Here is a 22,251-nt window from a genome sequence, read left to right as displayed (position 1 = left end):
CCGGCCTGGTAGAGGGGAGAAACCATGGCAGGCAAGGGTTTTGAGCTCGGCGCAGACCTCGACGCGCACGCCAAGCAGATCGACGGCATCGCCGACGGCCTGCGCACGGCGGTCGACGCCGCGCAGCAGGTGAGCATGCCGACCGACGCGTACGGCATCATCTGCCAGCCGTTCCGGATGATGCTCGACCCGGTCGAGGAGTTCGGCATCAACGCGCTGAACAAGGCCGTCGAGGCCGCGACGGCGGTGGCGAACAACGTGCGGTCCGCGTCCAACGCCTACCAGACGCAGGACGAGAACTTCGCCGCCGAGTTCAAGAACGCGCAGGTGCCTGACTGATGCCCGAGGGAAACCCGCTCGTCGCGAAGGCGCCGACGGATGGCGACGGCCCTGGTCCGCTGACGGCCGGGAACAGCGAATACGGCTACGCGGCGGGCATCGGTGTCGCCGAGTCGGCCATGGACGCCTTCAACGGCATCTCGAACGGCGACTGGATCGGCGGCGGGCTCGGCGTGCTGAGCCTGGCCGGCGAGCTCGCCAGCGCCGCGATCGACCCGTTCGGCTACCTGATGTCGTCGGTCGCCTCGTTCCTGATGGAACACATGCAGCCGCTGAAGGACATGCTGGACGCCGTCGCCGGCGATCCGCCGGTCATCCAGTCGTACTCCGAAACCTGGGGCAACGTAGCCAAGAAGCTGGAAGACACCCAGGTCGAGTTCTCGAACGCGGTCAAGAACGGCACGACCGGCTGGACGGGCGAGGCGGCCGACCAGTACCGCAAGCAGGCCGCGGAACAGGCCGAGGCGATCAGCGGCGCGGCGACGGTCGCGGGCGCGATCAGCACCGTCGTGATGATCTTCGGCGAGATCGTCGCGTTCGTCCGTGAGTTCATCCGCCAGCTGATCGCGGACGCGGTCGGCAAGCTCATCGCGTGGGTCATGGAGACGGTGTTCTCCCTCGGCTTCGGCACGCCCGTGGTGGTCGCGCAGGCCGTCACCGCGATCGCCAAGTGGGCCGCGAAGATCGCCGACAAGCTCAAGGAACTGTGCGACGCGATGCGGCGGGTCTCGCCGCTGCTCGGCAAGCTGGCCGACGTCTTCGAGAAGATCATCAAGATCTTCGGCAAGATCGCGGGCAAGGTCACCGGCCTGGACGTGATCAACACCAAGAACATCAAGTCGGGCGGGTTCATCCAGCGCGGCGGCAGCGGCGGCGGATCCGGTGGGTCCGGCGGCGGCTCGGGCTCAGGTTCCGGGGACGGTCCGGACGGCGACGGTAGCGGCTCCGGCGACGGCTCGAACGGCACCGGCTCGGGCGACGGCTCCAACGGCTCGAACGGCTCCGACGGCGATTCGGGCGGCTCCGGCGATTCCGGCGGCCCGTCGAGCACCACCCGCGGCGACGGCGGCGGCTCATCGTCCACAAGGGACAGCGGCGGCTCGTCGTCCCGTTCCGACGGCGGCTCTCCCGATCGCACGGGCGACGGATCGTCCACTTCGGACAGTGGTTCCGGCGGCAACGGTTCCCCCAGCACCGCCCGGTCCGACAGTGGTTCCCCCGGCGATTCCGGCACGCCGAACCGCGCGTCCGACGGCGGCTCGCCGAGCCCGAACCGCGCGGACACCGGCGGTTCGCCCAGCCGCACACCCGACGGCGGCTCTCCCGCACCGCACACGCGGGCGGACACCGGTGGTTCTCCGACCCACACACCGGACAGCGGCTCCTCCACCCCGCACACCCGTGCCGACGGCGGCTCCCCCGCTCCTCACACGCGGGCCGACACCGGCGGATCCCCCAGCCACACACCGGACGGCGGATCACCCGCTCCGCACACCCGTGCCGACGGCGGCTCCCCCGCTCCTCACACACGGGCCGACACCGGCGGATCCCCCAGCCACACACCGGACGGCGGGTCTCCCACTCCGCACACCCGTGCGGACAGCGGCTCTCCGAGCAATACACCCGACGGCGGCTCCCCCGCCCCGCACACCCGTACCGACAGCGGCTCCCCGAGCCACACCGGCGACGGCGGCGGCTCGCCCCGGACGCACGGCGGTGACGGCGGCGGTTCCCCCACCCCTCGTACCGACTCGTCGCCCGGTCACCACGGCGGCAACGACGGCGGCAGCCCCACCAGGCCGACCGACAGCGGCACGACGACCAGCGGCACCGCACCCACAGCGCCGCGTCTGGGCGACGCCGGCCCGTCTCACATGCCTTCGCAGCGCGGTGGTTCCAGCGGCGACGGTTCGCCCGGTGTCCCGCCGCAGGGCCAGCCGATGGCCGGCGGCATGCCGCCTCAAGGCGCTCCGGGCGGCACTCCCGGCGGTACCCCGGGTTCGCCCGGTGGCAGGCCGCAGGGTGGCGGCTGGACGGGCACGCCCGGCTCGCCGCGCACCCCGGACACGAACGCCCCGCGCACCCCGGACACCCACACCGGCCCCAGCCGCGGTCCCGGCCAGACCGGCCCCGGCGGACGGCCGAACCAGCCGCATCAGCCGCAGCCGGTCGCCCGTGGCAACGACTTCGGCCCCGGCGCCCAACCGCACACCGGCACCCCCGGCTCCCACGGCCCCGGCAACCGCCCCGGCGGCCCCGGCCCCGGCCACACCGGTCCGGGCGGCCGTGGTCCAGGAGGCCACTCCGGGCCGCCGCACTCGCCGGACGGTCACGGTCCCGACGGGCACGGCCCGCGCCAAGACCCCGACGGTTCACCGCACGACCGCGGCCCCGACGCCGAGCCGGATCGTCCGCTGACACCGGACGAGGTCAACCAGCGGCATTCCGAGAGCACTCCGGCGGGCAGCTCGTACCACCGCGGCGACTCGGACATGGGCGACCTGCCGCACCGGGTCCAGCCGGACCCGGACGGCCGCTACACCGTCGACGTACACGTCACGCCGGACGGCCACGCCCGCATCGGCAACCGCACCTACACCCCGGAAGAGTTCGCGGACATCCTGCGCCGCAACGGGGATTACGACGGCCGCCCGATCCGGCTGATCGGCTGCGACGCCGGCTCGAACGACTTCGCGCGCCGTCTGTCGCGGGAGCTCGACACCGAAGTGATGGCGCCGAGCAAGCCTGCCTGGACCGACTCGAACGGCCGCGTCTTCTCGTCCGACTACGAGATCGGTCCCGATGGCCGCCCCCGGCCCAAGATCCCGCCGAACGGCGAATGGGACGTCCACAGCCCCGACGGCACCGCCCGCCGGGCGAGCGACGACGGCTTCACCCCGGACACCTCACACGCGGACAAGCAGGACGTGGACGCCGACAGCGCCCGCGATCGCGGGCAGGGCGACGACCTCAACCCTCAGCATCAGATCGACGGACGCTGGCAGGAGCCCGATTTCACGCCGCCCGCTCGTCCCGTCCGGCTGGGCGACGATCAGTCGTTCTTCGATCCGACAACGCCTCCGCGCAAGCTCGACCCGGAGACGCGATACGACATCACCGACGCGGACGGCAACGTCCGCAGCCGGGTCTACACCGACGCGAACAGCAACGTGACACATGTCGACGCCGTCGCGCCGAACAAGCTGCACGGCCCCGGTAACCCGGAGGTCATGCGCCCGGCGCCGAACTCCGACTACCGCGTGCAGGTCGGCCATCGCCACGACACCTTCCCGACCGACGCGGACGGCAACGTCCGGACGGTGACGCACACCGACGTGAAGACCCCGCACGGCAAACAGGACGTCACCCGGGTCGACCACATCGAGTCGCCGCCGAAGCCCCGCGATCAGGTGCGGATCGAGGCGGACGACCCACGCGCACCCCGCGCGGACGAGGCGTTCAGCCGCCGCACCGACCTCGACGCGAACACCCGCTACCACGTCACGGACGCCGACGGGAATCCCCGCGGCAGCTTCCAGACCGACGGTGAGCGCAACGTCAGGTGGGTCGAAACCCCGGAAAGCACACCGGACCGGCCGAATCCCGAACTCAGGGAACCGTTGCCGGACAGCAATTACCGGATCGACCGAGGGCCGCTCCACGAGGAGTATCACGTCGGGCCGGACGGGCGGCCGGAACACGGCCAGGAGTTCAACCCGCCGCCGCCGCAAGGCGATCCGGTGCCGCACCCGAACGCCGTGCGCCAAGACCAGCCCTTCAACCGCCTCCACGCCAACGAGGACGGCAGCCCGAAGCTCGACGCGGACGGCAACCCCACGCTCAGGCCGAACAGCGTGCACCAGCCGACCGACGAGTACGGGCATCCGCGAGGCGACTTCTACACCGACGACACGGGCCGTATCACCCACGTCGACACCACCAGCGGTCAGCGTGGCCGGACGAACGCCGAGGTGGGGGCCGCCCAGGGAGCGGACATCACCCAGGACGGCCACTACGGCACCAAGAACGCCAGCAAGGTCCAGGATTCCTGGCCCACGCCCGATCGCGAGGTCACCTACTCGCATCAGCCGCCGCCGCGGAGCAAGGATCCACGCGGATTCGTCGACGGTGACCCGGACGCGCTCAGCGACGCCCAGCGCAAGGCGATCAGCGACAAGATCGCGGCCAAGGACCCGATCGCGGGCCGCGACAACCTGCCGCCCAACACCCGTATCCACGTGGTGGACAAGGACGGCCTGCCCTACGGCTCCTTCCAGACCGGGCCGGACGGCCGGATCACCCACCTGCACACCGGGCAGCCGTTCAACCCGGATCTGAACAACCCGCCGCCCAACGCGACGATCCGGGTCGACCACGGCCTGGAGATGCACGACAAGGACGGCAACCCGCTCAACCGTCGTTCCCCGGGCGAGATCCACCGGACCGACGAGCGGGGCAACTCGGTGGTGACCTCCGCCCCGCCGGATCCCGGTGGCGCCAGCAACGTCCGGCGCGACGGCACGGCGCAGTCCACCATCGGGGCGGACGGCGGCAAGGACGCGTCGGGGAAGAACATCGACGACGGCGGCCACCACCGCGGCACGTCCGTCGGCGGCTCCGGCGAAGGCAGCAACCAGGGCGCGCAAGGCAGGGTGGACAACAGCAACGCGGGCGCCAAGGAGCTCGAAGGCACCTACGATCCCGACGACAGCTGGTACCAGATGGAGCGGAATCGGGACGACTCCGGCCTCGCTAGTAGGTTGGAGAACGAGGATATTTTCGAACTCCGGGATCCCGGCGTCGACGACGCGCACACCCGCCAGTACCGGGCTTACGGCCCGGACGCCGAAGGCCGGATCTCGGTAATCGTCAGGAGCTTCCCCAATGACCACAACGACCCACTCTGGCCCGATGACTTCCGGAGGTGAGAGTCACGAGGACCTGATCCAGCAGCTCGGCACCGCGCTGCTGAATCTCGTCCCCGTGGAAGGCTGGCGGCGCATCGACCTGGTCAGCGCGATGACGGTGCCGGCGCAGGATCTCGGCCTCACCGTCATCATGGACGACGGTTCCCGGCCGGAGATCTCGCCGCCGCACGAGCTGAACGTGATCCTGGCGAAGCTGCGCACGCTGCTGTACCGGCCCGGCCGCGGCACGTGGTTCTCCGCCCGGATCTCGATGAATCCGCCGGGAGCGATCTTCTACAACTACAACAACGACTACGAGCCGGTGCTCACGCCGCCCATGGAGCCCGAGCACTACGTCGAAGACCTGAAGATGTTCCCCAGGGATCCCGAACACATCCCGGCCTGGCTCGGTGAGAAGCTCGCGGCGGCGAACGACAAGGAGCGCGACTGATGCCCATGCCCGTTGTGCCGACGAGCGCGGCACAGGCCAATCAACTGTTCAAGGAGTTCACCACCTGGATGGTGCACTCCGTACCGTCGGACTACGAGCAGCTGTTCCTCAACTTCCGTTCGGTGGGCGACTACGTCGAGATCTCGGCCCATGTGCTTACCGTGATGGGCACGAGCACGCCGTGGACGCCGCCGACGGGGGTCGCGGACTTCTTCGTGGAGCTGCGGGACAGCATGGCCCAGCCGGACGAGGGCGCTTGGACCTCGGTCCGCTATCACATGGTGCACCCGGGCGGGTACTCCGTGGAGTACGACTGGGACGGCGAGCCCGACTGGGATCACGTCCCGCCCGCCGGGTTCTTCGCCCAGGAGCTGGAGCGTTACCCGCGGACCGGTGAACGCGCGGAGTGGCTTCAGCGACGTGCCGCCGGCCAGGCGGACTGACCATCGGTGAGCGAGGGGACATGAGCCGACCACAAGTGCCGTTGAACCAGCAGCAGCAACAGCAGCTCGTCTGGCAGATCGGCCATGCCCTCGCGACGCCGCTGCCGCCCGGCTGGCAGCAGATGCGCGTCGAGTACCGGGCGGCGGGCCGGCATGTCGAGGTCGACCTGCTCGTCACCGGTCAGGACGGTCTGCCGCGTCCCGTGCAGCCGAGCCAGGAAGCCGTGCAGTTGCTCGGCAACCTGCGGGCGGGGATGTACCAGCCCGGCCGCGGGACCTGGCTGAGCGCGATCTTGGTCTACGGTTCGGCGACTGTGCTCGGCACGGACTTCCTCGTGGACGTGGAGCCGCCGTGGCGGCAGGCGCCGCCGCAGATCGGCTTCCAGGACGAGCTGCGGTTCTTCCCGCGCGCCGAGCAGTCCATCCCGCCCTGGCTGCGGCAGCGAGCAGGGCTCGACGCCGCCCCGCCGGCCGAACCCGCGGTGGCGACTCCGCTCGCCGAAACCCCGGAGGCACTGCGTGTCCCGCGGGTCCACGACGGCCTCGACGAGTCGGGGCATCCGGTGGTGAACCGCGAGCCGCTGTCGCCGGCCGAGCGGGACCGGGTGCTGCGGTACCTCGACGGCGCGCCGGTCGTGCTGGCGTCGCGGTCCTACGACGCCGACGCCTTCGACCCCGACAGGGAGCCGTTGGTGCCGCTGAACTTCCGGACGGACGGCCGGTGGTACTGGCCGGGCGCGGTCGCCTACTACCTGCGTGAGCACGGCGTCGCTCCCGACCCCGAACTCCTCGGTCACATCCGGGCGTTGCGGTTCACCCTGCCCGAGGTCGGCGAGCCCGAACGCGAACTCGCGGTCGCCGCGATCACCGGTCAGCCGTCCACTTAGGACCCCTTGATTTCGCGGCCGCATGATGCCACCTGACGGATACGTCACGTGACAAGTTCGCGGTCCGGGTACTCTTGACGGCGTCGGCGAAGGCGACCAGGGAGCGCACATGGCACGGGGGAACATCGGCAGGGTCCGGGCGACCCGCTCCGCCGGGATGCTCCCGGTCGTGCTGGCACTCACTTCGGCCGCGCTGCTGACCGGCGCCGCCGTCTACACGGTCGACCGCGCCGGCTGCGTGGACCCTGGCCAGTACATCCGGCACGACAACCACATCGAGCTGGTCGGCGGCTGCGTCGACGGCTCGGAGCTGCCCGCCGCGCCGCAGGGGACTTCGCACGAGGCGGACGCGAAGAGCGGCGTCACGCCCAGCAACTTCCGCCCTTAGCCGGGCGATTCCTCCCACCACACCGCGCTGACCAGCGCGAAAGGAGCAAGGGACCTTTGCTGTCATTTGCTTAGCATGGCTACGCGAACGACAGCAAAGGTCCCTTGCTCACTCTCTGGGCTCGGCGGCGGTCAGCCCAGAGCCTGGGCCAGATCGGCGACCAGGTCGCTGCCGTCCTCGATGCCGACGGACAGGCGCAGCAGGTTGTCCGGCACCTCCAGCGTCGACCCGGCGGTGCTCGCGTGGGTCATCCGGCCCGGGTGCTCGATGAGCGACTCGATCCCGCCCAGCGACTCGGCGAGGATGAACAGCTTCGTCTTCGACGCTGCTTCGAGAGCGGCCTGCTCGCCGTCGACGTGGGTGAACGAGATCATCCCGCCGAAGCGGCGCATCTGCTTCGAGGCGACCTCGTGGCCGGGGTGCTCCGGCAGGCCCGGGTAGTAGACGCGCTCGACCTTCGGGTGCTTCAGCAGCATCCGGGCGATCAGTTCGGCATTGTCGCTGTGCCGCTCCATCCGCAGCGCGAGCGTCTTGATCCCGCGCAGGGTCAGCCACGCGTCGAACGGGCCGGGCACCGCGCCCGCCGCGTTGCGCAGGTAGAACAGCTGCTCGCGCAGTTCGTCCTCGTTCGTCAGGATCGCACCGCCGACGACGTCGGAGTGCCCGCCGAGGTACTTGGTCGTCGAGTGCAGGACGACGTCGGCACCCAGCGAAAGCGGGTTCTGCAGGTACGGCGTGGCGAAGGTGTTGTCGACGACCAGGCGGGCACCGGCACCGTGCGCGACCTCGGCCAGCGCGGCGATGTCGGCGATCCCGAGCATCGGGTTCGTCGGCGACTCGCACCAGATCAGCTTCGTCTCGGGCCGGATCGCCGCCCGGACCTCGGCGATGTTCCCCAGGTCGGCGACCGTGTGCTCGACGCCCCACAGACTGAGCACCTTGTCGATCAGCCGGAACGTGCCGCCGTACGCGTCGTTGCCGAGCACGAGGTGGTCTCCCGGCCGCAGGGTCGCCCGCAGGAGGACGTCGCTGGCCGCCATCCCCGACGCGTACGCCAGACCGTGCCGCGCGCCTTCGAGCGCCGCCAGCGCGACCTCCAGCGCGGTGCGCGTGGGGTTCGCGGTGCGGGAGTACTCGTAGTCGCCTTCACGCGTGCCGCCGACGCCGTCCTGCGCGTAAGTCGAGGTCTGGTAGATCGGCACGATGACCGCGCCGGTCCGGGGATCAGGGGTCTGCCCGGCGTGGATCGCGCGCGTCTCGAAGCCCAGCAGAGAGTAATCGTCGGCCATACCACCAAGGGTACGGCCACCCACTCGAGATCCCATCGTCTGGGATTGAACTCACCACTGCGCGGGTGGCTGTCCCTGCTGCTGGGCACCGGGAGCCGTCGGATACCCGGGCTGCTGCGGGTACCCGAAGTTCGGCGGCTGCGCGGCCGCGTTCTTGGCCGCCAGCCAGCGCCCCGTCGGCGGGATCAGCGCCAGGACGAGAGTCACGATCGCCGGGATCAGGACCACGAAAAGGAGCCAGCCGAAGCCGAAGTGCAGCATCACCCCGCCGTACGAGAAGTAGAAGCTCGAGCCGATCGCCCGGAACAGGAAGGTCAGCGCCACGAAACCGATCGCGCCCGCGGCTCCGATCACGGTGAGCAGCCGTCCGGCGCGTTTGCGCAAGAGCAACAGGATCCCGCCGCCCAGGAGCAGAGCCGCGCTGACGAGGTCCAGCACCGCCCCGATCACGAGGAACGAATCGACGTAGTGGGAGAGCTCGATGACGTGGGACACGACCCCGGCGAGGAACCAGAGCCCGCCGAGGATCGCGAAGATCCCGGCCATGATCGCGGTCGCACCGCTCGGCTGCCGTGCCATTCCCGGTGGTGGGTAGGCCGGGTAGCCGCCCTGCGGCGGGTATTGCTGGTAGGTCATTTCTCCCCTTGCCGAATCCTTGTTCCATCCCCGGCTACCAGCCGGGAAGCCGATCCTGCTTCGACGGCTCCTCGTCGTCACGCCGCCGTCCCTCCAGCCAGTCCGAGGTCGGCCTGATCACCGACAGCACCAGCGCGGCGAAGGTCATCACGAACAAGGCGAACGCGGCCACCTCGCTCGTCACCAGCGGCTCCCCGTCCACTTCGGCGAAGAAGTAGGCGCGGACCGCGCCGTTCGCGAGCACCGTGGCCACCAGTGCGAGCGCCGCCCCCGCGACGACGAGGGTGCGGCCGAGTGTCCGGCGCAGCAGCAACAGGACGCCGCCCACGAACAGGGTCGCCGTGAGCACCCCGTTCCATCCCGTTCCCACGAAGTACTGGGGAGCCGGTCCGAGAAAGGCGAGTTGCCCGACGAAGGTGCCCGCCTCGGACAGGTACCGCATGCCGCACAGGAAGGCGAGGACGGCCGCGCCGATCGCGGTCCCCGAAGACTGGTTCTGACTCATCGAACTCCCCCAAGCCGAGCCGGACGGCTCAGGATCTCACCATCCGCCTTGCTGGGGAAACTGATTCTGCGGCCGATACGGCTGCACCGGGGCAGGCCGCCAGCGCAGGTACCGGAAGGTCGGCGGGAGCACCGCCAGCAGCAGCCCCAGCAGGCCGAACACGACCATGACCAGCCGGAGGACGCCGTCGAAGGTCGCGAACCGGAGCAGGATGTCGAGATGGATCCGGTACGGCACGCGGAACGCGATCGGCTCCAGCACGACGGCCAGGATGGCGAGCAGCGAGCCGAGGATCAGCAGGATGGCGCCGATCAGCGAGCGGAAGAACGTCGTCAACGCGCCCATCAGCAGGAACAGCGCGGCGACCAGGTAGAGCACCAGCTCGACGAGCGCGAAGCCGGGCAGGTTCGAGAGGCTGAACCCCGACGGGAGCTCGATGAAGTAGCGGATCGGGATGTAACCGGACGCGAGAGCCCCGACGAGACCGAGCACCGCGGCGATGATCGCCGTCGCCCCGGACGGCCTTGTCTGGGGTGCGGGATACCCGAAACCTGGCGGTCCGGGTTGCTGGGCGGGATATCCGTACGGACCGGTCACATCGCTCCCGTCGGGCCAGGTGTGCGGTTAACGGCGCTCACCCTAGTCCGCGGGCAGTGGCCGTGGCAGGCGAATCGGCATACCCCGGCGAAAACGAAACACCCCCGGCCACGGGCCGGGGGTGTTCCGAACGAAACCGTTCAGTGGCGGCGAATCACCACTGCTGCGGGGGCTGACCGGGCTGCTGGCCCGGCTGGCCGAAACCGCCGCTCGGCGGACCCTGCTGACCGGGCTGCTGCCCGAAACCGCCGGGCTGCTGCGGAGCCTGGCCGAAACCACCCTGCGGCGGCTGGCCCGGCTGCGCGAACCCGCCGCTGGGCGGCCCCTGCTGGCCCGGCTGCTGCCCGAAACCGCCGGGCTGACCCTGCTGCGGGAAACCACCCGAAGACGGACCGGGCTGACCGGGCTGACCGAAGCCACCGGGCTGCCCCGGCTGGCCGAACTGTCCGGGCTGGCCCGGCTGACCGAAGCCACCCTGCGGCGGACCGCCGAAACCACCGGGCTGACCGCTCTGCGGGGCACCCAGCACCGAACCGCCGCCACCGAGACCGACGAACTGCGCGGTCGCCGGGATCAGGCCCAGCACACCGACGATCAGGATCACGATGCCGAGGATCAGGTGCAGCAGGCCGCCGCCGATACCGGCGCCTTCCCTTGCGGAAGGCGGCAGTTTCTCCAGGAAGTCCGACGACGGGGTCGAACCGCTGAGCAGGAGGACACCGAACAGCACCAGCAGCGCACCACCGGCGGCGACGATGATCGGCGCGATCTTCTTCACCGTGCCGGGGAGCTTGCCCGCGAGGGCGAGCCCGACACCGCCGGCGATCGAGACGAGCGAGCCGACCAGAAGCATGATCACGTAGAACCACGTGGCGCCCGGACCGGCCACCCCGGCCTCGTCGAGGAACTTGTCGATCTGTTCCTGGTTCGGGGCGCCGTCGAAGATCTTCGAGTAGTCGCTGGCGTCACCGAAGTAGACGAACGACACGATCAAGGCGATCAGGCCGAGCAACGCCACGACACCGCCGGCGATGAACCCGAACATCTGGTTCCCGCCGCCACCGGTTCCCGCGGCGCTGTAACCCGGCGGCGGCCCGCCGAACCCGGGCTGCTGGCCGAAGCCACCCTGCGGCGGCCCGCCGAAGCCCTGCTGCGGCTGGCCGAAACCGGGCTGCTGCTGGCCCTGCGCCGGGTCGAACCCGCCCTGCTGCGGCTGGCCGAAGCCCTGCTGCTGACCGAAGCCGCCACCCTGGGCGCCGTAGGCACCGGCGGCCGGGTTGTCGGCCGCGCTCGGCGGCGGGGCGTACGGGATGGCGGGCGGCTGCGAACCCGGCGGCACGAGCTGGGTGGACTCGGCGGTGGGGCTTTCCCCGCCGCCGCTCACCGGCTGCACGACCTGGGTCGCGTTCGCGTCACCGGAACCCGGCTGGACCGGCTGCACGACCTGCGTGGGCTCCGGCGTGTCGCCGAACCCGCCGCCCTGGGACTGCTGCTCTTGGGGAGGCTGCTGCCCGTACTGCGGCTGCCCGTAATCGGGCTGGGCCGGCTGACCGGGCTGCACCACCTGCGTCGGTTCCGGGGAACCGAACGGGTTGTCTTGCTGCGGCTGAGGGCCACTCGGGGGTCCCTGCGGTGGCTGGGCGCCACCCCAAGGCTGATTCGGTGGCTGCGGAGCACTCATTTGGGTCTTGAACCCCCTTGACGAGGACATAAAAGTTCAACTCACCCGACACGCTATCGGATAGCCGGGTAGGCCGCTCGTAACGCCCCGGCCCGACCATCCGATGAAATGCTTCTTTACCGTCCCGCGAGAAACGCGAGCAGGTCTTGCCGGGTGACGACACCCGCCGGTTTGCCGTCGACCAGCACGAGCGCGCCGTCTGCGCCGGAGAGCGCGTTCATCGCCGCGCCGACCTGTTCACCGGCGCCGATGGTCGGCAGCGGGGGCGACATGTGCTGCTCGAGCCGGTCGGCGAGCTGGGCTTTGCCGGTGAAGAGCGCTTCGAGCAGGTCGCGTTCGTTGACCGCGCCCACGACCTCGGCCGCCATGACCGGCGGCTCCGCGCTGACCACGGGCATCTGGCTGACGCCGAATTCCGAAAGGATCGCCACCGCTTCGGCGACGGTCTCGTTCGGGTGGCTGTGCACGAGGCTGGGCAACGAGCCGCTCTTCTTCATCAGGACGTCGCCGACGGTCGCGCCGCTGGAGTCCGGCGGCAGGAAGCCGTAGGACGACATCCAGCTGTCGTTGAACACCTTGGTGAGGTAGCCGCGGCCGCCGTCGGGCAGGAGCACGACGACGACGTCGTCCGGGCCGAGGCCCTCGGCGAGCTTGAGCGCGGCGGCGACGGCCATCCCGCACGAACCACCGACGAGCAGCCCCTCTTCGAGGGCGAGACGGCGGGTGATGTCGAAGGAATCCGCGTCCGACACCGCGATGATCCGGTCGGCGATGTCGCGGTCGTAGGTGTCCGGCCAGAAGTCCTCGCCGACGCCCTCGACCAGATACGGCCGCCCGGTCCCGCCGGAGTACACCGAGCCTTCGGGGTCGGCGCCGATGACCTGGACGCGTCCGTCGCTGACCTCCTTGAGGTACTTGCCGGTGCCCGAGATCGTGCCGCCGGTGCCGACGCCCGCGACGAAGTGCGTGATCTTGCCCTCGGTCTGGCGCCAGAGTTCCGGGCCGGTCGAGTGGTAGTGGCTGGCGGGGTTCTCCGGGTTGGCGTACTGGTTCGGCTTCCAGGCGCCCTCGATCTCGCGGACGAGACGGTCGGAGACGTTGTAGTAGGAGTCCGGGTGCTCCGGCGCGACAGCGGTCGGGCAGACCACGACTCGGGCGCCGTAGGCCTTGAGCACGTTGCGCTTGTCCTCGCTGACCTTGTCCGGGCAGACGAACACGCACTTGTACCCCTTGCGCTGCGCCACCATGGCCAGCCCGACGCCGGTGTTGCCGGACGTCGGCTCGACGATGGTGCCGCCGGGCTTCAGCTCGCCGGAACGCTCCGCGGCTTCGATCATCCGCAGCGCGATGCGGTCCTTGACGCTGCCGCCGGGGTTGACGTACTCGACCTTGGCCAGGATGAGCGGTTGCAGCCCCTCGGCCAGTGCGTTCAGCTTGACCAGAGGGGTGTTGCCCACGAGGTCCACGATGTGCTCGACGTATTCCACTCCCACAGCCTAAACGCCGCAGGTCGTGATGTGTCCACTCAACCAGGCGGTGTGAAAACCGCACGTTCGGAGAGTGGCGTGGGTCGCGTTCGCCTTTGACCCGCACCTCCCTCCGGTGGAGGATGCGGGGTGAGCAACCGCTTAGCGCGTCTGGATCGAGAACAAGGGAGTGTCGTTCCATGCCCGAAGCCGTCATCGTCTCCACCGCCCGATCCCCGATCGGCCGCGCCGGCAAGGGATCGCTGGTGAGCATCCGCCCGGACGACCTCACCGTGCAGATGGTCCGCGCCGCGCTCGACAAGGTCCCCGAACTCGACCCGACGCAGATCGAAGACCTCATGCTGGGCTGTGGTCTGCCCGGCGGCGAGCAGGGCTTCAACATGGGCCGCGCCGTCGCCGTCGAACTCGGCTACGACCACCTGCCCGGCTGCACGATCACGCGGTACTGCTCGTCGAGCCTCCAGACCACCCGCATGGCGCTGCACGCGATCAAGGCGGGCGAAGGCGACGTGTTCATCTCCGCCGGTGTCGAGACGGTTTCCCGCTTTGCCAACGGCAGCTCGGACTCCTGGCCGAACACGCACAACCCGCTGTTCGCCGACGCCGAGGCCCGTACCGCGCAGGTGGCCGCCGAGGGCGCCGACAGCTGGACGGACCCGCGCGAGAACGGCGCCCTGCCGGACGTCTACATCGCGATGGGCCAGACCGCCGAAAACCTGGCGCGGCTGAAGAACGTTTCGCGTGAGGAGATGGACGAGTTCGGCGTCCGCTCGCAGAACCTCGCCGAGAAGGCCATCGCCGACGGCTTCTGGGCCAAGGACATCACGCCGGTCACCCTGCCGGACGGCACCGTGGTCTCGAAGGACGACGGCCCGCGCGCCGGCGTCACCCTCGAAGGCGTCTCCGGCCTCAAGCCGGTCTTCCGCCCCGACGGCCGGATCACCGCGGGCAACTGCTGCCCGCTCAACGACGGCGCGGCCGCGGTGATCATCATGTCCGACACCAAGGCGAAGGAACTCGGCCTCACGCCGCTCGCCCGCGTCGTCTCGACCGGCGTTTCGGGGCTGTCGCCGGAGATCATGGGCTACGGCCCGGTCGAGGCGTCGAAGCGGGCGCTCGCGCGCGCCGGGATGTCCATCGGCGACATCGACCTCGTCGAGATCAACGAGGCGTTCGCCGCGCAGGTCATCCCGTCGTACAAGGACCTCGGGATCGACCTCGACAAGCTGAACGTCAACGGCGGCGCGATCGCCGTCGGCCACCCGTTCGGCATGACCGGCGCGCGGATCACCTCGACGCTGATCAACTCGCTGCGGCACCACGACAAGCAGTTCGGCCTCGAGACGATGTGCGTCGGTGGCGGCCAGGGCATGGCGATGGTGCTGGAGCGCCTCTCCTGACCCGCTGACCTGCACGAAGAGAGCAAGGGACCTTTGCTACCACTCGCTTAGCGTGGCTAAGTAGCCGGTAGCAAAGGTCCCTTGCTCTCTCTTGGGCGCCTAGTGGGTCAGGATCGGCGGGGCCGCGGCGCCCTCACCTTCCGCACCCTCCGGCAGCGCGGGCTTGGTCTTCGGCAGGAAGGCCGCCGGGATCAGGCACAGCGCGAGCAGGATCATCGACCACAGGAACGTCGTCGAGAACGCGTCCGCGGTCAGCCCCGAAGCGGCTTCGCGCGTCGCCGGGTTCATCACCGCGGCCGTCGCGGCCAGCTGCCCCTGCGCGGTGGGCACGCCGAATTTCCCAGCGAGCAGCGCCGCCAGGATGATCGACAGCACCGCCGAACCGATCGCCCCGGCGGTCTGCTGCAGGATGTTCGTCGCCGTCGACGCCTTCGCCATGTCCTCCGACTTGAGCGTCTGCAACGCGGCCGAGGTGATCGGCATCATCGTCGCGCCCATGCCGAGCCCCATCACGAACAGCGCCGAGAGCAGCAGCCAGTACGGCGTCGTCGCGGAGAGCTGGGTGAAGGCGATCAGCCCGGCGAGCATCAGCACGAGACCGGGCAGCACGATCTTCCGCGCGCCGATCTTGTCCGCGAACCGGCCCGCGATCGGCATGGTCAGCATCGCGCCGACACCCTGCGGGGCGAGCAGCAGGCCGGCGTTCATCGCCGATTCGCCGCGCGCCAGCACGAAATACGTCGGCAGGAGCAGCATCGCGCCGAAGAACGCGACGCAGAAGAAGGTCATCGTCACCATCGCGACGGTGAACGACCCGTTCTTGAACAGCTTCAGGTCGAGCAGCGGGTTCGTGACCCGGTTCGCCCGGAACACGAACGCCACCAGCAACGCGACCCCGGCCAGCGCGGGCAGCCAGACGTCGACCGCGCCGACGCCACCCGCCGACGGGATGTTCGAAACGCCGAAGATCAGCGCCGCCAGACCCGGCGACACCATCAGCATGCCGAGGAAGTCGAACCGCTCACTGGGTTCCGGCCGGTCCTTCGGCAGCACACGCCAGGCCAGCGCCATCGTGATCAGGCCGATCGGCAGGTTGATGTAGAAGATCCAGCGCCAGCTCACCGCGTCGACCAGCCAGCCGCCGAGGATCGGGCCGCCGATCGGGCCGAGCAGCATCGGCACCCCGAGCACGCCCATCACGCGCCCGATCCGGTGCGGGCCCGCCGCCCTGGTCAGGATCGTCATGCCGGCGGGCATCAGCATGCCGCCGCCGAAGCCCTGCAGGACCCGGAAGATGATCAGCGATTCGACGTCCCAGGCCATACCGGCGAGCATCGAGCCGATCAGGAACAGCCCGATCGCGGTCATGTAGAGCCGCTTCGTGCCGAACCGGTCCGAAGCCCAGCCGGTGATCGGGATGACCGTCGCCAGGGCGAGCATGTAGCCGGTCGCGATCCACTGGATGGTGTCGAACGAGGTCTGGAACTCGATGGTCAGTTTCTGGAGCGCGACGTTGACGACCGTCGTGTCGAGGATCGCCATGATCGCGCCGAGGATGACGACGCCGGCGACCTTGAGCACGCCGGCGTCGAGTTTGTCGCCGCCCGGTGCGGCCGGGCTTTGCGTTGACATGAAAGGTCCGTCCCCTGGTACTGAGTGGACGCGACAACCCCCGTGGTCGCGACTACGAAATTGACGCCCGGCGCGCGCCGGGCCTTCCCCAACCGAGTTTGTGCATGAGGGCGCAAGCTCAGGTATGTAGCCGAGGGTAGCCGAACACGGGTTTTACCTGCCAACTTTTTCCCCGTATACGGGCCGAAAGGGCAGGCCCGCATACGGGATGTGACGAAGAGTGATCAGCAGACGCTGTCGGTGGGAGCCGGATTGCCGAGCCCGAACAGTGGCCGCAGCTTGAGCCCGATCCAGGTGCCGCCGAGCGCGAACACACCCCACAGCCAGCCGTGGAGACTGCCGACCGAGATACCGCCGAGGTACGCGCCGATGTTGCAACCGCCCGCCATCCGCGCGCCGACGCCCATCAGGATCCCGCCGAGCACCGCGGCCACGGCGGTCCGCCACGGGATCGAGCTGTGGATCTTCCACGCGCCCGCCGCCGCCGCCGCGACCCCCGCGCCGATCATGATGCCGATGTCGGTGAGGCTGTTCTTGTCCGTCCAGATCGGCCCGGCCAGCGAAGCCGCGTTCGCCTTGATCCGCCAGAACTCCCAGGTCTCGGGGTGCAGGCCGAACACCTGAAGGATCTTGGCGCCCCACAGGCTGAACGCGCTCGTGACCCCCCAGATCCCGCCGGAGACCAGGAAGACCGCTCCGGCCAGCACGCCGAGGACGACGGCGCCGACGAGGATCGGCCAGGAGCCGCGGTAGATCCTCGCGAATCCGCGCGCGGTCGGGACGACGTCGACCGGCGGCGGGTTGCGGCGCTTCTGCACGAAGCGGGTCCCCAGCACGATCGCGGCGAGGACGGCGACGGTGATCGCCCACGAACCGAACCAGCCGACGTGGTCGGCGAGCAGGACGCCCTTGAACTCGGGCCAGCCCGACAGCAGCGGATACGCCCACGTGTAGAGGACCGATCCGGTGATGAACCCGCCGAGGGTGAGCACGATCGTCGACTGCCCGGAACCGACGGCGAACAACGTTCCCGACGCGCACGCACCGCCCAGCTGCATGCCGATCGCGAAGATCGTCGCGCCGACGAACAGCGCGAGCCCCAGCCCGCCGGCGGTCGGCTTCGGCGTGCTGCCGAACAGCCCGGAGCCGGTGCCCACGATCAGCGCGATCAACGTCGCGGCCGTGCCGAGCAGCAGCGTGTGCGCCCGCAGCCCCTGGCCGTTCCCGACCGCGATCAGCTGGCGCCAGGCCGAGGTGAACCCGAAACGGGAGTGGAAGAGCGCGAGGCCGAGTAGCAGGCCGAGGATGAGCAGCACGCCGAACTTCGCGCCGTGCGCGGCCCAGACGTACCAGGTCAGCCCCACCGCGAGGGCGCCCGCGACCGCCAGCGGCACGACCTTGACCGGCTCCTCCGGTTGCGGGACCGGGGCGGCGCAAGAGGTCGGGAAGTCGAGGAGTTTCTTCTCACCGGCTTGGGTTTCCGTCGTCGCCACCAGGACTCCAGATCGATCGGCGGGGTGGGGGACGAGCAACGTTAGGACCGGTGACCGCCCGATCGCAGCCCGTCCCACACTGTGCGACGAACGGCGGCGCCGACGCGGCCGGATGGCGGGTGGTAGCAAAGGTCCCTTGCTCCCCCGGCACGCGTGAAGGCCCCCTTCCCTCGACTGAGCCGAGGGAAGGGGGCCTTCACGCGCTTAGTGCTACTCCGCCGTCTTGATGCAGTACGTGGTCGGCGGCGTCGAGTACGTCGCCACTCGCTTGGCTTCGGTGCCCTCGCAGGTCGCCTCGTCCGAAACGTTGGCGATCTTCACCAGTTCCGCGTCCTTGGCGGGGTCGGTGCAGGACACCTTCTGGTAGCCGGCGGTCTGCGAGATGTAGCCCTTGAGGCAATCGCCCTGTTTGACGTTGGGCATGAGACACAGCTTGTACGAGATCCGGCCGGACATCGAGACGCTGTCGTAGCCGCCTTCCGGGCAGGATTCGCCGCCGCCCACGCGGGCGGCGACCTTGACGTTCGCCTCCGGCGCGCCGCAGTCGATCTGCTTCGGGTCGTCGGCCGCTCGCGAGAACTCGGTCACGCTCAGGCAGTCACCGGCCTGGGCGCTGCCCGTCCCGGTGAAGTGGTTGAAGAGGAACAGGCCGCCGCCGATCACGACGACGAGCACGGGGATGGCGAATCTCAGCCAACGGAGCTTGGACTTCTTGGGTGCAGACGGCTGACCGAAAACGTCGGGCTGCCCCACCGGCATTTGGCCCCCAGGGGCCGGCTGGGAAGTGGTCACCGAGAAACCTCACAGGTGTGAAGAGGAATGAGAACCTCGGTATCAAACACTCACGGTGACAAACGCCATAACCCGGGCCCCCGAAAGAGTGAAAGCCCCTGGTCGATGTCGCTATTTCGGGCTCTTCACACAGACCGTCGACGGCGGCGTCGAGTAGCTCTTGAGGTGGGTCGCTTCGGTGTCGTCACAAGTCGCCACGCCGTCGACCACCTTCACGACCTCGGCGTCCTTGGCGGGGTCCGAGCAGGGCACCTTCTGATAGGCCACGCTGTCGGCGAGGAAGTTCTCGAGGCAGTCGCCCTGCTTCGCGTTGATCATCATGCAGAGCCGATACGAGGCGAACGTCTTGTCGACGGTGAGCTGGTCGTACTCGCCCGCCGGGCACGCGCCGCCGGCGTCGGTCTTCGCCCCGGCCTTCGCGTTGGCCTCGACGGAGCCACAGTCCGCCTTGGCCGGGTCCTCGTCGACGTCGCCGAAGGTAGTGACCGCGTAGCAGTCGCCCACCCGGACGTCGTCCGTGTTGGAGAGATAACCGACGATCCACGAAGACGCGCTGAGCACCACGATCGCGACCGGCAGCAGGATGCCCAGCCAGAACCACTTGGAACGCCTGTGTTCGGTCATGCCAGCAGGGTATTCGTCACCACGGAAAAGGGCGCCCCGATCGCTCGGAGCGCCCTTTCGCGGAGAGTCGGCGTCAGTCGTTTTGGAAGTACGACAGCAGCCGCAGGATCTCGAGGTACAGCCAGACCAGCGTGGTCATGAGGCCGAAGGCGGCGAACCACGCCCACTTCGACGGCATGCCTTCGCGGATCATCCGGTCGGCCTGGTCGAAGTCGAGCAGGAAGCTGAACGCCGCGACACCGATCACCACGAGGCTGAAGATGATCGCGATCGGCCCGCCGTCACGCAGCGGGTTGAAGCCGAAGAAGCTGGTGATGAGGTTGACCAGCATCAGGATCGCGACACCGACGACGGCGCCGATGATCCACTTCGTCAGCTTCGGGGTGACCTTGACCGCGCCGGTCTTGTAGACGACCAGCATCGCGACGAAGACACCCGCGGTGCCGATGATCGCCTGCAGCGCGATACCGGGGTACAGCGCCTCGAAAAGACCGCTGATCGCACCGAGGAAGACACCCTCGGCAGCCGAGTACGCCAGCGTGAGCGGACCGCTCGGCTTCTGCTTGAAGATGATCACGAGCGAGATCACGAGGCCGACGATCATGCCGCCGACGAGGGCGCCGATCACGCCGCCGCTGATACCGGTGATCCGGCCCGCGGCGTCCACGGGCAGCTGGCTGATCGCCCAGATCGCGGTGAGCACACCGGTCACCAGCGCGGTGCCGAGGCTCAGCGCCGTCTTGATGACGACGTCGTCGACGGTCATCGGACGGTCGTCGGCGCCGGCGGAGGTCTGCGGAGGGCCGTAGCCGGGCACGCCGCCCTGGGGTTGGTTGAAGCCTACGTTGGGTCCGTACTGAGCCGCGCCACGCGGCAGGTTCCGGAACGCCGGGTTGCTACTGGATCGCACCTGATCCTCCTGGATCTACTGGCACCTGCATCGGGTTCAACGACCGCGTGGGCCGCCCGGTTCCCGTCGAAGTAAAGACGACTTTACTCACAATCGGCGCGACGCCCATCCCCCACACCGTATGCGGCGGAGATCACCGACCGTTCACCGATACCCCACCTGATGCCGTATTGCCAAAACCGCTGCTCACACGACACCCTCCACGTTGCGTGTTCGGATAATCACCGAAGGCGTGTCGGGGAACCTATCGATCGTGTGACCTGCGTCGACGTACAGGCGTCGAGGGCAGAGCACGGCCAAAGGAGTCAACACACCATGGGGTGGACCACACGCCCGAGCGTGCGTTCGCGCGCCTTGACCAGCCTGATCGCGACGTGCCTGCTAGGCGCCTTGTCCGCCACCGTCGCGGCGACACCGGCCTCGGCCGCCAAGGAGGAAGGCGTCGGCTACCAGGTCACGCCCGGCCAGACGGTCAGTGGCATGCCCAGAGAGCGCGACTGGCTGGGCTCCTACGTCGTCAACGGCAAGCACGTGTTCTGCGTCTCCTTCCAGCTGAAGGCGCCGGACACCAACGAGAAGTACCAGCCCGGTGACGAACTCCTCGACAAGTGGGGCGCGAAGCTCCCCGAGGACACCGCGGCCAACATCTCCTACCTGCTGCTGCGCTACGGCGGCACCAAGGACAACGCCGAGGCCGCCGCGCTCGCGCACCTGCTGCACTCGTGGACGTCGAAGCCTCGCTCCAGCGAAGACCTCAAGCCGAACCTTCCGCCGGAGAAGATCGGCTACGACGTCCAGAGCCACCTCGACAAGTTGAAGGCGCAGCACGCCGACGCAGCGACGGCCGTCGAGAAGCTGACCAAGGACGCCGAAGCCAACCGCGGCCCGTGGACCACCGCGATCACCCCGCCGAAGGAAGACCAGCACATCGGCACCGCGAGCGAGTGGACGATCAGCGTCAAGAACGCCAAGGGCAAGGGCGTCTCCGGCGTACCCGTGCAGCTCACGCCGTCGAACGCGACCGTCGACAACGGCGAGAGCACGAAGCCCGCGTCGACCTCGAACGCCAAGGCCGAGAAGGCCACCACGGTGAAGACCGGCGAAGACGGCACCGTGACGGTCAAGGTGACGCCGACCGGTGACCAGCCGAAGCTGGCCAGCTCGCTGTCCGCCCCCGCCGACCGGCCGTACGTGCAGTTCCCCGTCGAGACCGGCGTGCAGAAGGTCGTGTCGACCGGCGGCGAGAAGGAACTGAAGGCCCAAGGCATCGCGGTCGTCGCGAAGCCGGGCAAGGTCCAGGTGACCAAGGTCGACGCGAAGACCGGCAAGGGCATCGCGGGCGCCGCGCTGCGGATCACCGCCAAGGACAAGTCCACCGCCGCCCTCGGCCACGACGGCAAGCCGCTCAACGGCGCCGACGGCAAACCCGCCGTCGTTACCACCGAAGGCGAGAACGGCACGGTCACCGTGGAGAACCTGCGGACCCCGCAGGAGATCTGCGTGGTCGAGGTCAGCGCGCCGCCGGGTTACACCAACGCGTTCGACCCGAAGAATCCGCCGTCCGCCTGCGGCGAGCTCAAGCCGGGTGAGACGCTGGCGCTCAAGGTCGCCAACACGCCCAACGAGGTACCGCGCACCATCCCCGCCGGCGACCGGCCGGTGGCGATGATGCAGGGCACCGTCGAGAACTCGGCGTCGACCGCCGGCATCCTCGGCGTCGGCGCGCTCGCGCTGCTCGGTTCGGTGATGGTGGGCGTGGCCGCGCGGCGGTCTTCGCGACGCTAAGAGGG

General features: G+C 69.3%; 19 protein-coding genes. 8 read left to right on the top strand and 11 right to left on the bottom strand.

Features of this window, described 5'->3' with window-relative positions:
- Window positions 1-24: 24 nt before the first annotated feature.
- From DMC61_RS33140 to DMC61_RS33115, 6 genes are all read left to right on the top strand, one after another.
- Window positions 25-339 (top strand): type VII secretion target, encoded by a 315-nt coding sequence (locus tag DMC61_RS33140; protein WP_063277624.1) that lies wholly within the window; start codon window positions 25-27, stop codon window positions 337-339.
- Complete coding sequence (locus DMC61_RS42030) at window positions 339-5,267, top strand: hypothetical protein (RefSeq protein ID WP_125694226.1); 4,929 nt, start codon at window positions 339-341, stop codon at window positions 5,265-5,267. Before DMC61_RS33140 ends, DMC61_RS42030 begins: the two co-directional genes overlap by 1 nt.
- A complete protein-coding gene (locus tag DMC61_RS33130) occupies window positions 5,251-5,697 on the top strand; it encodes a hypothetical protein (RefSeq protein WP_125694224.1) in 447 nt (148 codons plus the stop codon). Before DMC61_RS42030 ends, DMC61_RS33130 begins: the two co-directional genes overlap by 17 nt.
- Window positions 5,697-6,140, top strand: coding sequence for a hypothetical protein (locus tag DMC61_RS33125; protein ID WP_125694222.1), 444 nt, complete (start codon window positions 5,697-5,699; stop codon window positions 6,138-6,140). Before DMC61_RS33130 ends, DMC61_RS33125 begins: the two co-directional genes overlap by 1 nt.
- A gap of 20 nt (window positions 6,141-6,160) precedes the next feature.
- Window positions 6,161-7,027, top strand: a complete 867-nt coding sequence (locus DMC61_RS33120) for a ferredoxin (RefSeq protein WP_125694220.1) — start codon at window positions 6,161-6,163, stop codon at window positions 7,025-7,027.
- Window positions 7,028-7,136: 109 nt separating this feature from the next.
- Window positions 7,137-7,415, top strand: a complete 279-nt coding sequence (locus tag DMC61_RS33115; protein ID WP_016337207.1) for a hypothetical protein — start codon at window positions 7,137-7,139, stop codon at window positions 7,413-7,415.
- 131 nt (window positions 7,416-7,546) lie between these two features.
- On the opposite strand, the gene DMC61_RS33110 is transcribed toward DMC61_RS33115, so the two are convergent.
- The 6 genes from DMC61_RS33110 to DMC61_RS33085 all read right to left on the bottom strand — a co-directional run bounded on the left by DMC61_RS33110 (window position 7,547) and on the right by DMC61_RS33085 (window position 13,610).
- Window positions 7,547-8,704, bottom strand: coding sequence for a cystathionine gamma-synthase (locus DMC61_RS33110; RefSeq protein WP_016337208.1), 1,158 nt, complete (start codon window positions 8,702-8,704; stop codon window positions 7,547-7,549).
- Window positions 8,705-8,755: 51 nt separating this feature from the next.
- A complete protein-coding gene (locus DMC61_RS33105) occupies window positions 8,756-9,340 on the bottom strand; it encodes a hypothetical protein (RefSeq protein WP_125694218.1) in 585 nt (194 codons plus the stop codon).
- 34 nt (window positions 9,341-9,374) lie between these two features.
- Window positions 9,375-9,845 (bottom strand): hypothetical protein, encoded by a 471-nt coding sequence (locus tag DMC61_RS33100; protein WP_125694216.1) that lies wholly within the window; start codon window positions 9,843-9,845, stop codon window positions 9,375-9,377.
- Window positions 9,846-9,881: 36 nt separating this feature from the next.
- Entirely contained in the window at window positions 9,882-10,442 is a 561-nt protein-coding gene (locus DMC61_RS33095; protein WP_125694214.1) for a hypothetical protein, read from the bottom strand.
- Window positions 10,443-10,596: 154 nt separating this feature from the next.
- A complete protein-coding gene (locus tag DMC61_RS33090; protein WP_125694212.1) occupies window positions 10,597-12,006 on the bottom strand; it encodes a hypothetical protein in 1,410 nt (469 codons plus the stop codon).
- A gap of 233 nt (window positions 12,007-12,239) precedes the next feature.
- The gene (locus DMC61_RS33085; RefSeq protein ID WP_125694210.1) at window positions 12,240-13,610 is read right to left on the bottom strand and encodes a cystathionine beta-synthase; all 1,371 of its coding nucleotides are present in this window, start codon (window positions 13,608-13,610) and stop codon (window positions 12,240-12,242) included.
- A 179-nt stretch (window positions 13,611-13,789) separates the two neighbouring features.
- On the opposite strand from DMC61_RS33085, the gene DMC61_RS33080 reads away from it, so the two are divergent.
- Window positions 13,790-15,010: an acetyl-CoA C-acetyltransferase gene (locus DMC61_RS33080; protein ID WP_125694208.1), complete on the top strand. Its 1,221-nt coding sequence runs from the start codon at window positions 13,790-13,792 to the stop codon at window positions 15,008-15,010.
- 99 nt (window positions 15,011-15,109) lie between these two features.
- Here the strand turns inward: DMC61_RS33080 and DMC61_RS33075 are convergent, their stop codons facing one another.
- The 5 genes from DMC61_RS33075 to DMC61_RS33055 form a co-directional block, all read right to left on the bottom strand.
- Window positions 15,110-16,642 carry a DHA2 family efflux MFS transporter permease subunit gene (locus DMC61_RS33075; protein WP_125694207.1) on the bottom strand — a complete coding sequence of 511 codons (1,533 nt, stop codon included), beginning with the start codon at window positions 16,640-16,642 and terminating at the stop codon, window positions 15,110-15,112.
- Window positions 16,643-16,866: 224 nt separating this feature from the next.
- Entirely contained in the window at window positions 16,867-18,135 is a 1,269-nt protein-coding gene (locus DMC61_RS33070; protein ID WP_016337216.1) for a YeeE/YedE family protein, read from the bottom strand.
- Between the two features lie 210 nt (window positions 18,136-18,345).
- On the bottom strand, window positions 18,346-18,927 hold the full coding sequence (locus DMC61_RS33065; protein ID WP_233595039.1) for a hypothetical protein: 582 nt from the start codon (window positions 18,925-18,927) through the stop codon (window positions 18,346-18,348).
- Window positions 18,928-19,038: 111 nt separating this feature from the next.
- On the bottom strand, window positions 19,039-19,551 hold the full coding sequence (locus DMC61_RS33060) for a hypothetical protein (protein WP_125694205.1): 513 nt from the start codon (window positions 19,549-19,551) through the stop codon (window positions 19,039-19,041).
- Window positions 19,552-19,624: 73 nt separating this feature from the next.
- Window positions 19,625-20,461, bottom strand: a complete 837-nt coding sequence (locus DMC61_RS33055; protein ID WP_063277638.1) for a Bax inhibitor-1/YccA family protein — start codon at window positions 20,459-20,461, stop codon at window positions 19,625-19,627.
- 315 nt (window positions 20,462-20,776) lie between these two features.
- Here DMC61_RS33055 and DMC61_RS33050 point away from each other — a divergent pair, with 315 nt between their 5' ends.
- A complete protein-coding gene (locus tag DMC61_RS33050) occupies window positions 20,777-22,246 on the top strand; it encodes a SpaA isopeptide-forming pilin-related protein (protein ID WP_125694203.1) in 1,470 nt (489 codons plus the stop codon).
- Window positions 22,247-22,251: the final 5 nt, after the last annotated feature.

The organism is Amycolatopsis sp. WAC 04169, assembly GCF_003947535.1.
Classification (GTDB): Bacteria; Actinomycetota; Actinomycetes; order Mycobacteriales; family Pseudonocardiaceae; genus Amycolatopsis; species Amycolatopsis keratiniphila.
The sequence above is the reverse complement of the archived record's forward strand: the minus strand, read 5'-3'. Positions and strand labels throughout refer to the sequence as shown.

Excerpts from the sequence above, each read along its gene's own strand:
- DMC61_RS33140 (WP_063277624.1), top strand. The coding sequence starts at position 25 with ATGGCAGGCAAGGGTTTTGAGCTCGGCGCAGACCTCGACGCGCACGCC.
- DMC61_RS42030 (WP_125694226.1), top strand. The coding sequence starts at position 339 with ATGCCCGAGGGAAACCCGCTCGTCGCGAAGGCGCCGACGGATGGCGAC.
- DMC61_RS33130 (WP_125694224.1), top strand. The coding sequence starts at position 5,251 with ATGACTTCCGGAGGTGAGAGTCACGAGGACCTGATCCAGCAGCTCGGC.
- DMC61_RS33125 (WP_125694222.1), top strand. The coding sequence starts at position 5,697 with ATGCCCATGCCCGTTGTGCCGACGAGCGCGGCACAGGCCAATCAACTG.
- DMC61_RS33120 (WP_125694220.1), top strand. The coding sequence starts at position 6,161 with ATGAGCCGACCACAAGTGCCGTTGAACCAGCAGCAGCAACAGCAGCTC.
- DMC61_RS33115 (WP_016337207.1), top strand. The coding sequence starts at position 7,137 with ATGGCACGGGGGAACATCGGCAGGGTCCGGGCGACCCGCTCCGCCGGG.
- DMC61_RS33110 (WP_016337208.1), bottom strand. The coding sequence starts at position 8,704 with ATGGCCGACGATTACTCTCTGCTGGGCTTCGAGACGCGCGCGATCCAC.
- DMC61_RS33105 (WP_125694218.1), bottom strand. The coding sequence starts at position 9,340 with ATGACCTACCAGCAATACCCGCCGCAGGGCGGCTACCCGGCCTACCCA.
- DMC61_RS33100 (WP_125694216.1), bottom strand. The coding sequence starts at position 9,845 with ATGAGTCAGAACCAGTCTTCGGGGACCGCGATCGGCGCGGCCGTCCTC.
- DMC61_RS33080 (WP_125694208.1), top strand. The coding sequence starts at position 13,790 with ATGCCCGAAGCCGTCATCGTCTCCACCGCCCGATCCCCGATCGGCCGC.
- DMC61_RS33075 (WP_125694207.1), bottom strand. The coding sequence starts at position 16,642 with ATGTCAACGCAAAGCCCGGCCGCACCGGGCGGCGACAAACTCGACGCC.
- DMC61_RS33060 (WP_125694205.1), bottom strand. The coding sequence starts at position 19,551 with ATGACCGAACACAGGCGTTCCAAGTGGTTCTGGCTGGGCATCCTGCTG.
- DMC61_RS33050 (WP_125694203.1), top strand. The coding sequence starts at position 20,777 with ATGGGGTGGACCACACGCCCGAGCGTGCGTTCGCGCGCCTTGACCAGC.